Source organism: Actinomadura soli (assembly GCF_005889715.1).
GTDB lineage: Bacteria > Actinomycetota > Actinomycetes > Streptosporangiales > Streptosporangiaceae > Spirillospora > Spirillospora soli.
The window spans coordinates 20,455-30,396 of sequence record NZ_VCKW01000087.1; the positions used below are offsets into that span (position 1 = coordinate 20,455).

6 protein-coding genes are annotated in these 9,942 nt (G+C 74.6%); 5 read left to right on the forward strand and 1 reads right to left on the reverse strand.

Annotated features, from left to right (window positions below):
• The first annotated feature begins 50 nt into the window (after nt 1–50).
• Entirely contained in the window at nt 51–2,186 is a 2,136-nt protein-coding gene (locus tag ETD83_RS18350) for a M28 family peptidase (RefSeq protein WP_205717745.1), read from the forward strand.
• Here the strand turns inward: ETD83_RS18350 and mtnA are convergent.
• Complete coding sequence (gene mtnA / locus ETD83_RS18355; RefSeq protein WP_138646351.1) at nt 2,163–3,218, reverse strand: S-methyl-5-thioribose-1-phosphate isomerase; 1,056 nt, start codon at nt 3,216–3,218, stop codon at nt 2,163–2,165. The genes ETD83_RS18350 and mtnA overlap by 24 nt on opposite strands.
• Nucleotides 3,219–3,364: 146 nt before the next feature.
• Here mtnA and ETD83_RS18360 point away from each other — a divergent pair, with 146 nt between their 5' ends.
• The 4 genes from ETD83_RS18360 to ETD83_RS18375 form a co-directional block, all read left to right on the forward strand.
• On the forward strand, nt 3,365–4,087 hold the full coding sequence (locus tag ETD83_RS18360) for a hypothetical protein (RefSeq protein ID WP_230421002.1): 723 nt from the start codon (nt 3,365–3,367) through the stop codon (nt 4,085–4,087).
• Nucleotides 4,084–5,607 carry a DNA polymerase Y family protein gene (locus tag ETD83_RS18365; RefSeq protein WP_138646352.1) on the forward strand — a complete coding sequence of 508 codons (1,524 nt, stop codon included), beginning with the start codon at nt 4,084–4,086 and terminating at the stop codon, nt 5,605–5,607. Before ETD83_RS18360 ends, ETD83_RS18365 begins: the two co-directional genes overlap by 4 nt.
• Nucleotides 5,600–8,875, forward strand: coding sequence for an error-prone DNA polymerase (locus ETD83_RS18370; protein WP_138646353.1), 3,276 nt, complete (start codon nt 5,600–5,602; stop codon nt 8,873–8,875). Before ETD83_RS18365 ends, ETD83_RS18370 begins: the two co-directional genes overlap by 8 nt.
• A 126-nt stretch (nt 8,876–9,001) precedes the next feature.
• Nucleotides 9,002–9,942 (forward strand): serine/threonine-protein kinase (locus ETD83_RS18375; RefSeq protein ID WP_138646354.1); only part of this gene is annotated, 941 nt, incomplete at its 3' end.

A 9,942-nucleotide genomic window follows, 5' to 3' on the forward strand; every position in this document is an offset into this window, starting at 1 on the left:
GACGTACGTTCCGGGCGCACCCGTACCGAGCGCACTCGGAGGTATCCCTGGTGTTCCGCTCCCGAACCCAGGCACTGGCGGCCCTGACCGCCTCCGCCGTTTCCCTGTCCCTCACCCTCTCCGCGCTGCCCGCGACCGCCGCGCCGGCTCCGCCCGACGAGAACGGCCCGATCCCCGGGTTCACCGAGGCCAACGCCGGATGGCAGCGGCAGTACGAGAAGGCGTTCAGCTCCGTCCCGTCCCCGGAGGTGGCCCGCGCGCTGGACGCCGAGCTGTCGCGCGAGCCGGGGCTCACCACGACGAGCGGCGACTGGCGGCGCGTCCAGCGCATCGTCGAGCACTTCAGGTCGTACGGGCTCAAGCCCGAGATCAAGACCTACTACGCCTACCTGTCGATGCCGAAGCGCGTGTCGGTGGAGATGACCGCGCCGGACCGGCGGACGCTGCCGGTCAAGGAGAAGCGGCATCCCTGGCAGAAGCATTTCGACGACGTCATCCCCGGGCACAACGGGCTGTCGCCGTCCGGTGACGTCCGGGGCGAGGTCGTCTACGCCAACTACGGCCGCCCGGAGGACTTCGCGCTGCTGGAGAAGCAGGGCGTCTCCGTCGAGGGGAAGATCGTCCTCGCCCGGTACGGGGCGGTGTTCCGCGGGGTCAAGCCGCGCGAGGCGGCGAAGCGGGGCGCGAAGGGCGTCCTCATCTACTCCGACCCCGCCGACGACGGCTTCACCAGGGGCGAGGTGTACCCGAAGGGGCCGTGGCGCGCGCCGGACGGCATCCAGCGCGGCAGCATCGCGCAGATCCAGCTCGCCGCCGGGGACCCGCAGACGCCCGGCTGGCCCGCGGTGAGGGGCGCGCGGCGGATCCCGCCGTCGCAGGCGCCGATGCTGAAGGGCCTCGTCCCGACGACGCCGATCTCCTACGGCGCGGCCGAGCCGCTGCTGCGCGCGCTGAAGGGCGCGGAGGTCCCGAAGGAGTGGCAGGGCGGCCTGCCGTTCCCGTACCGGTTCGGGCCGGGCGGGACGGAGGTCCATCTGGATCTGGAGAACACCTTCGAGGTGCGTCCGCTGTGGGACGTGGTCGTCCGTATCCCCGGCAGCGAGCGCCCCGAGCAGGAAGTCATCGTGGGCGCGCACCACGACTCCTGGACGTATGGAAGCAGCGACAACCTCTCCGGTACCGAGAACGTGCTCCAGATAGGACGCGGGCTGGGCGCACTCCTCAAGAAGGGGTGGCGGCCCAAGCGCACCATCGTCCTGGCCACCTGGGACGGTGAGGAGTACGGCCTGTTCGGCTCCACCGAGTACGCCGAGCAGCGGGCCGGGCAGCTCCGCAACGCGGTCGCCTACGTGAACATGGACGGCGCGGGAGGCTCGCGGTTCGGCCCGTCCACGACCCCGGCCCTGGACCAGTCCGTCATCGACGCGACCAAGGAAGTGCAGTGGCCCGGCACGGACGGCACCCTGTACGAGGCGTGGAAGAAGCAGAACGACGGGAAGACGCCGATCGGCCGCATCGGCGGCGGCTCCGACTTCCAGGCGTTCTTCCAGCGGTACGGCGTGCCCGCCATGGACCTGGGCTCGTCCACTCCCGGCAGCGCCGGGCAGTACCACTGCGCGTGCGACGACTACTACTGGATGTCGCACTTCGGTGACCCGACCTGGGGATACCACACGGCGATGTCACGGCTGGTCGGCATCGCGGCGCTGCGGCTCGCCAACGCCGACGTGGTCGCGCTCGGGTACCGCCCCTACGCGGCGGAGACGGCGAAGTACCTGGCCGACTTCACCGAGGAGCAGCGCAAGCGGCTGGGGTCGGTGGTCGTGGACGTGTCCCGCAGCGTGAAGCAGGCCGAGGCGTGGCAGGCGGCCGCGCAGGCGTTGCAGGCGCGCGCGGACGAGGCGCTCCGCAAGGGCGACACGGACGCGTTCCGCAGGCTGAACGCCAAGATCATGCAGACCGAGCGGGACCTGCTGACGGACGCGGGCCTGCCCGGCCGTCCGTGGTACAAGCACCAGATCTACGCGCCCGGCATCGACACCGGCTACGCCACGCAGCGGCTGCCCGCGCTGTACGACGCGCTGTTCGTCGACAAGGACGTCAGGTCCGCGAAGGAGTACGAGGCCCGGCTGTACCGCAGCCTGCGCGCCGCGACCCGCACCCTAGCGCCGCGCGGAGACGGCTGACGGGGTCGCGCCCGCCGACACCGGGGTCGCGCCCGCTGAGACCTCCAGCACGCCCGTCTCGGTGACCAGCGCGGTCACGAGACGGGCGGGCGTGACGTCGAACGCGGGATTGAACGCGCCCGTCCTGCCTGGGGCGGTCCTCGCGCCGCCCCAGGTCAGGACCTCGTCGGCGGGACGCTCCTCGATCGGGATCGCGTCCCCGTCCGGGACGGCCAGGTCGACGGTGCTCCACGGCGCCGCCACGACCAGCGGTATCCCGGCCGCCGCGCACGCCAGCGCGACCCCGACCGAGCCGATCTTGTTGGCGGTGTCGCCGTTGGCGGCGACCCGGTCCGCGCCGATGACCGCCACGTCCGCGAGGCCGCGCAGGATCGTGCTCGGCGCCGCGGCGTCCACCTGGACGACGCACGGGATCCCGGCCTCGTCGAGCTCCCACGCGGTGAGCCGCGCGCCCTGCAGCAGCGGGCGCGTCTCGTCCGCGTAGACGATCTCGACGCGGCCCCGCTTGTGCAGCTCCCGGACGACGCCGAGCGCCGTGCCCCACCCGGCCGTCGCGAGCGCCCCGGCGTTGCAGTGCGTGAGGACGCGGAGCGGCCGGTCGCCCACCCGGCCGAGGATCCAGTCCGCGCCGAAGGCCCCGATGGCGCGGTTGCCGCGGACGTCCTCGTCCAGGATGGCCTGCGCCTCGGCCACGACGGCGTCCACGCCCTTGGCGACGAACGGCAGCACGCGGTCGACTCCGGCGGCCAGGTTCACCGCCGTCGGGCGGGCCTCGCGGACACGGGTGATCGCCGCGTCGCGCCGGGCGTCGTCCCAGCCCTCGCGGGCGGCCTGCCGGACGGCGATCGCGACGCCGAACGCGCCCGCCACGCCCAGCGCGGGCGCTCCGCGCACGACGAGCCGCCGGATCGCCTCCACGAGCGCGTCGACGTCCCGGACCGCCGCGTACTCGACCCGCGCGGGCAGGAGCGTCTGGTCCAGGAGCCGGAGCGCGTCGCCCGTCCATTCGATGGTCCGCACATCGCCGGTCATACCGTCCATGATGCCCGCAAAATCGAACAAACGCCGATGCCATCGGGCTTTCCGTCCTCCCGGTTCCGCTCCGTGACCTGCGACGACTTGACATGAGTCGAACCTGTGTTCGAGATTGGTCGCAGGCGCCGAGAGGAGGGACGACCGTGCCGGAGGCCGCGCTGCGGGAGCTGGAGACAGCGCTGGAGTCGGCACTGGAGTCGGCAGTGCGGGACTCGGTGCCCGTGCTGCCCGCGCTGCGTCCCGTGCTGCCCGGCGGCGGGCTGCGGCCCGGCTCGATCGTGGGCCTGGACGGGCCCGGCGCCGCGTCCCTCGGCCTCGCGCTCGTCGCGGGCGTCTCCCGGCACGGCGGCGCGGACGGCACGGGCGGCTGGTGCGCCGTCGTCGGCGTTCCCGGCTTCGGCGTCGTCGCCGCCGCGGGCATGGGCGCGGCCCTCGAGCGCCTCCTCCTCGTCGACGACCCCGGCGACCGCTGGCCCGACGTGGTCGCCGCCCTCGCCGAGGCCGTCGACCTGATCCTGCTGTGCCCGCCGGAGCGCCCAGGGGCCGCCGCCGTCCGCCGCCTGTCCGCGCTGGCCCGCAAGCACGGCTGCGTCCTCACGCTGACCGGCGCGTTCGCGAACGACTGGCCGGGCGCCCGGCTCCGCCTCCGGCTGGACGACGTCGCCTGGGAGGGGCTCGCCGACGGGCACGGGCGGCTGACCGCCCGCCGGGCCGAGATCGTCGCCGGGGGCCGTGACGCGCCCGGGCCCGGCCGCCGCGCCCGCCTCTGGCTGCCCGCCGCCGACGGCACGGTCACGCCGGACGAGACCGTCCGGCCGCCGCTGGAACTCGTCCCGCCGCCGGTGGAACACAGGGCGATCGCATGACGCGGGTCCTGGTCGTGTGGTGCCCCGACTGGCCCGCGACGGCGGTGGGCGTGGACGCCGCGACCGCCGGGGCCGTGGTCGTCCAGGGGCAGGTCGCGGCCTGCACGGCGGCGGCGCGGGCCGAGGGGGTGCGGCGCGGGCAGCGGCTCCGCGACGCGCAGCGGCGCTGCCCCGAACTGGTGGTCCGCGAACGCGACCTCGACGCGGAGGGACGGCTCTTCGAGACGGTCGTGGAGGCGGTCGCGGCGCTGACGCCCAGGGTGGAGGCGGTGCGGCCGGGGCTGTGCGCGATCCCGGCGAGCGGCCCGGCCCGGTTCTACGGGGGCGAGGAGGCGCTGCGCGTGCTCGTCCAGGACACGGTCGTCGAGGCCGGGCACGACTGCGGTTCCGGCGTCGCGGACGGCCTGTTCGCGGCGGAGCTGGCCGCGCGCGCCGGGCAGGGCGGCGTGGTGGTGCCCGAGGGCGGCGCGGCGGCGTTCCTCGCGCCGTATCCGCTGTCGGTCCTGGACCGGCCCGAGCTGGCCGACCTGCTGCGCCGGCTCGGGATCAAGACGCTCGGCGACTTCGCGGCGCTGCCGTCCGGGCACGTCGCGGGGCGGTTCGGCGCGGACGGCGCGCTCGCGCACCGGATGGCGAGGGGCGAGGAGCCGCGCCCGCTCGCCCCCGTCAAGGGCGCTGAAGACCTGACGGTCCGCGGCGACTTCGATCCCCCGGCCGAGCGGTCCGAGCGGGTGGTGTTCGCGGCGAAACGGCTGGCGGGCGAGCTGCACGAGACGCTCGCGGCGGGGGGGTTCGCGTGCGTCCGGCTGGAGGTCGCGGCCGGTTTCGCGGACGGCCACGTGCTGCGGCGCCTGTGGCGGCACGACGGCCTGTCGGCGCTGGCCGTGGCCGAGCGGGTCCGCTGGCAGCTGTCCGCGCATCAACCGGCGGGGCAGGTCGGTGATTCCGAGCAGGTGTGGGGCGGCGTGACATGGCTGGAGCTGGCGCCCGACCAGCTCGTCCCGGACGAAGGGCGGCAGGAGGGGCTGTGGGGCCGGACGTCCGTCACCGACCGGATCGCGCGGGCCGCCGACCGCGTCCAGGCGCTGCTCGGCCACCACGGGATCACGCGTCCGGTGCTCGTCGGCGGGCGCGGGCCGGGCGAGCGGGTCGTCCGCGTGCCGGTCGGCGACCTGCCGCCCGCCGGCCTCCCCGAGGGCCCCTGGCCCGGACGGGTGACGGGTCCGGCCCCGGCGGTCGTCCTCGCGGCACCGCCCGACGCCGAGCTGGTCGACGCCGACGGGGAGCCGGTGGTGGTGTCGGCGCGCTGCGAGGTGTCCGCGCCTCCCGCCGTGCTGGCGCTGCGGGGACGTCCCGCCCCGATCACCGGGTGGACGGGCCCGTGGCCCGCCGACGAACGCTGGTGGGACCCCGGCCGCTCCCGCCGCCGCGCCAGGTTCCAGGTCACCACGGACGACGGCGCCGCCTACCTCCTCGCCGTCGAGGGCGGCCAATGGCACATCGAGGCCGTCTATGACTAACTGGCACAACCCGCCGATCCCGTGGCGGGAGTTCGAGGAGCGCCTGTCGTGGCGTCCGTCCGAGCCGCGGGAGCCGAAGGAACCGCCCGAGCCGAGCCGCGTTCCCCGGCTCACCGAGACGGACGTGGCCTGGGCCGAGCTGCACTGCCACTCGTCGTTCAGCTTCCTGGACGGGGCCAGCGACCCGGCCTCGCTCGTCCAGGAGGCGGCGCGGCTCGGCGTCGAGACGATGGCGATCACCGACCACGACGGCATGTACGGGGCGGTGCAGTTCGCGCAGGCGGCCAGCGGCTCCGGGATCGGCACCGTGTTCGGCGCGGAGCTGAGCCTGGGCCTGCCCGGCCCGCAGACCGGCGAGCCCGACCCGGCCGGACGGCATCTGCTGGTGCTCGCGCGCGGCGCCCCCGGCTACGCGCGGCTCTGCTCGGCGATCACGGCCGCGCAGCTCGCGGGCGGGCAGAAGGGCCGTCCCGTCTACGACCTCGACGCCCTCTCCGGCGCGCACGGCGGGCACTGGGCGGTGCTGACCGGCTGCCGGAAGGGGCCCGTCCCGGCGGCGCTGGAGTCGGGCGGCCCGGACGCGGCCGAGCGGGAACTGCGCAACCTCGTCGCCATGTTCGGACGCGACAACGTGTTCGCCGAGCTGATCGACCACGACCAGCCCGACGACGACCACCGCAACGACGTCCTGTTCGAGCTGGCCCAGCGGGTCGGGGTCGATGTGGTGGCCTCCAACAACGTGCACTTCGCGGCGCCCGGAGCGGACGCGAGGCTGGCGCAGGCGCTGGCCGCCGTCCGCGCCCGCCGCGGCCTGGACGACATGGTGGGCTGGCTCCCGGCGAGCGGCACCGCGCACCTCAGGAGCGGCGCGGAGATGGCGAGGCGGCTGGCACGGTTCCCCGGCGTCCGGGAGCGGACGGTCGCGCTCGCCAAGGAATGCCTCTTCGACTTCGACGTCGTCGCTCCCCGCCTGCCGGACTGGCCCGTCGAGGACGGGCACACCGAGGCGAGCTGGCTGCGGCACCTCGTCGCCGAGGGCGCGCTGAAGCGGTACGGGCCGCCCGAGCGGGAGCGGGTGCCGGGCGCGTACGAGCAGATCGCCAAGGAGCTGGACGTCATCGAGCAGCTCCGCTTCCCCGGCTACTTCCTGATCGTCCACGACATCGTCGAGTTCTGCCGCCGCGAGGGCATCCTGTGCCAGGGGCGCGGGTCGGCGGCCAACTCGGCGGTCTGCTACGCGCTCGGCATCACGGGCGTCGACGCCGTCCGGCACGGGCTGCTGTTCGAGCGCTTCCTGTCCCCCGGACGCGACGGCCCGCCCGACATCGACCTCGACATCGAGCACCGCCGCCGCGAGGAGGCCATCCAGTACGTCTACGACACGTACGGGCGGGAGTGCACGGCGCAGGTCGCGAACGTCATCAGCTACCGGCCGCGCATGGCCGTCCGGGACGCGGCGCGCGCGCTCGGCTTCTCCCCCGGCCAGCAGGACGCCTGGTCGAAGGGCATCGACCCGCGCGACCCGGTCGGCACGGAGTCCGACATTCCGGGCCCGGTGCTGGAGCTGGCCGACCGGATGCAGCGGCTTCCCCGGCATCTCGGCATCCACTCCGGCGGCATGGTGATCGCGGACCGCCCGGTCGGGGAGATCTGCCCGATCGAGTGGGCGACGATGCCGAACCGCAGCGTCCTGCAGTGGGACAAGGACGACTGCGCCGCGGCCGGGCTGGTGAAGTTCGACCTGCTCGGCCTCGGCATGCTCGCGGCGCTGCACGACTGCTTCGACCTGGTCGACGCGCACCATGGCAGCCGCTACGACCTCCAGTCGATCCCGCCGGACGACCACCTGGTGTACGACATGCTGTGCGACGCCGACACGGTCGGGGTGTTCCAGGTCGAGTCGCGGGCGCAGATGGCGACGCTGCCGCGCCTGCGGCCCCGCGTGTTCTACGACCTGGTGGTGGAGGTGGCGCTGATCAGGCCGGGGCCGATCCAGGGCGGGTCCGTCCACCCGTACCTGCGGCGCCGCAAGGGCCTGGAACCGGCCGACTGCCCGCATCCGCTGATGGAGCCGGCGCTGTCGCGGACGCTCGGCGTCCCGCTGTTCCAGGAGCAGATGATGCAGCTCGCCGTCGACTGCGCCGGGTTCACGCCCGCCGAGTCGGACCAGCTCCGGCAGGCGATGGGCGCGAAACGCGCGCCCGAGCGCGTCGAGCGGCTGAAGGCGCGCCTGCTGGACGGCATGGCCGAGCGCGGCATCCCCGCCGACATCGCCGAGAGCGTGTACGAGAAGATCCTCGGGTTCACCGGATTCGGGTTCCCCGAGTCGCACGCGCAGAGCTTCGCGCATCTGGTGTACGCCAGCTCCTGGCTGAAGCGCCACTATCCTGCCGCGTTCACGGCCGCGCTGGTGCGGAACCAGCCGATGGGCTTCTACTCCCCGCAGAGCCTCCTGGCCGACGCCCGGCGGCACGGTGTCGTGGTCAGAGGCGTGGACATCAACGCCAGCGACGTCCACCCGGCGCTGGAGGAGGCCGTCGAGGTCGACTCCGAGCATCCGCACGCGCCGTCCGAGCCGCAGCCCGCGATCAGGCTCGGCTTCGCCGGTATCCGCAACCTGGGCGACGGGCCGGCGGAGGCCATCGCGGCGGGGCGCCCCTACACGAGCATGGAGGACCTCGCACGGCGCGTCCCGCTGTCGGCCGGGGCGCTGGAGGCGCTGGCGACGGCGGGCGCGTTCGACCGCTTCGGGCTGTCGCGGCGGGAGGCGCTGTGGGCGGCGGGCGCGCTGGCCGGGTCCGGCCCCGGGCAGCTGGAGGGGGTGACGCCGGGCGCGTCCGCTCCGCCGCTGCCCGCGATGACGCCGATCGAGGAGACGCTCGCCGACCTGTGGGCCACCGGCGTGTCCCACACCCATCCCGTCGCGCACGTCAGGGAGGCGCTCGACGAGCTGGGCGCGCTGTCGTCCAGCCGGCTCGCCGGGACGCCGGGCGAGACGAACGTCGTCGTCGCCGGGCTGGTCACGCACCGGCAGCGGCCCCCGACCGCGGGCGGCATCGTCTTCATGACCCTTGAGGACGAGACGGGCATCATCAACGTGGTGTGCCCGCCGCAGGTGTTCCAGCGGCACCGCGGCCTCGCCGTCGACTCGCAGGCGCTGCTGGTCAGCGGGCGGCTGGAGCGCGCCGACGGCGTCGCCAACGTCCGCGCGACCCGGCTGCGGCGGCTCCCCGTACCCGGTCGCGTCCGCGCTCGCAACTTCCACTGAGGGGTGACGGGCAGGGACGAGCTAGAACCTGGACCCGTCCTCTGTCATCGTATGGATCGTTGGGGCCGCGTGCCGCCGTGTGTGCGGTCGCCAGGACGCGGCTCATGGGGGCGGAAGGTGATCGCCATGGACGCGACCTCCCTGCGTGAGCTGCGCCCGGACGATCCCACGCGGATCGGCCGGTACCGCATCGAGGCCAAGATCGGCGAGGGTGGGATGGGCGCGGTGTACCTCGGCCGCGACCCCGAGGAACGGCCCGTCGCGGTCAAGGTCGTGCGGCCCGCGCTGGCGGGCGACCGCACGTTCCTCGCCCGCTTCCACGACGAGGCCGCCAACGCGCAGCGCGTCGCGTCGTTCTGCACGGCGCAGGTCCTGGAGCACGGCGAGGACCTCGGGCTCGCCTACATGGTCACCGAGTACATCGACGGCCCGTCCCTGCTCGACCACGTCGCCGAGAAGGGCGCGCTGTCGCCCGGGATGCTGCACGGCGTCGCGGTCGGCGTGGCCGCCGCGCTCGTCGCGATCCACAGCGCCGGGCTGGTGCACCGCGACCTCAAGCCGAGCAACGTGCTGCTGTCCATCTCCGGCCCCCGCGTGATCGACTTCGGGATCGCCCGCGCGCTGGACATGGCGTCGTCCCACACCCGCACCGGCCAGGTCGTCGGCACCCCCGGCTGGATCGCGCCCGAGCAGATCACGACGCAGATCATCACCCCGGCGGTGGACGTGTTCGCGTGGGGCTGCCTGGTCGCGTACGCGGCGAGCGGGCGGAACCCGTTCGGTCAGGGCTCGTTCCAGATCCTGGCGGCCCGCGCCGTGCACGCCGAGCCGGAGATCGGCGCCCTGCCGGGGTCGCTGGCCGGGCTCGTCCGGTCCGCGCTGCGCAAGGAGCCCGAGCAGCGGCCCACCGCCCGCGACCTGCTGCTCGCCCTGGTCGGCGGCGCGGGCGAGGCGGCCGTCACGTCCGAGCTGGGGCAGACGTGGTCGGCGCCGCCGCTCGCCGCAGACCCGAACATCACCTCCCGGGACGCCACCGCCCCGTCCCCGGTCACCGTCCCCTGTCTCTT

Coding starts and splice junctions, on each gene's coding strand:
- mtnA (WP_138646351.1), bottom strand. CDS start 3,218: ATGACCGGCGATGTGCGGACCATCGAATGGACGGGCGACGCGCTCCGG.
- ETD83_RS18370 (WP_138646353.1), top strand. CDS start 5,600: ATGACTAACTGGCACAACCCGCCGATCCCGTGGCGGGAGTTCGAGGAG.
- ETD83_RS18365 (WP_138646352.1), top strand. CDS start 4,084: ATGACGCGGGTCCTGGTCGTGTGGTGCCCCGACTGGCCCGCGACGGCG.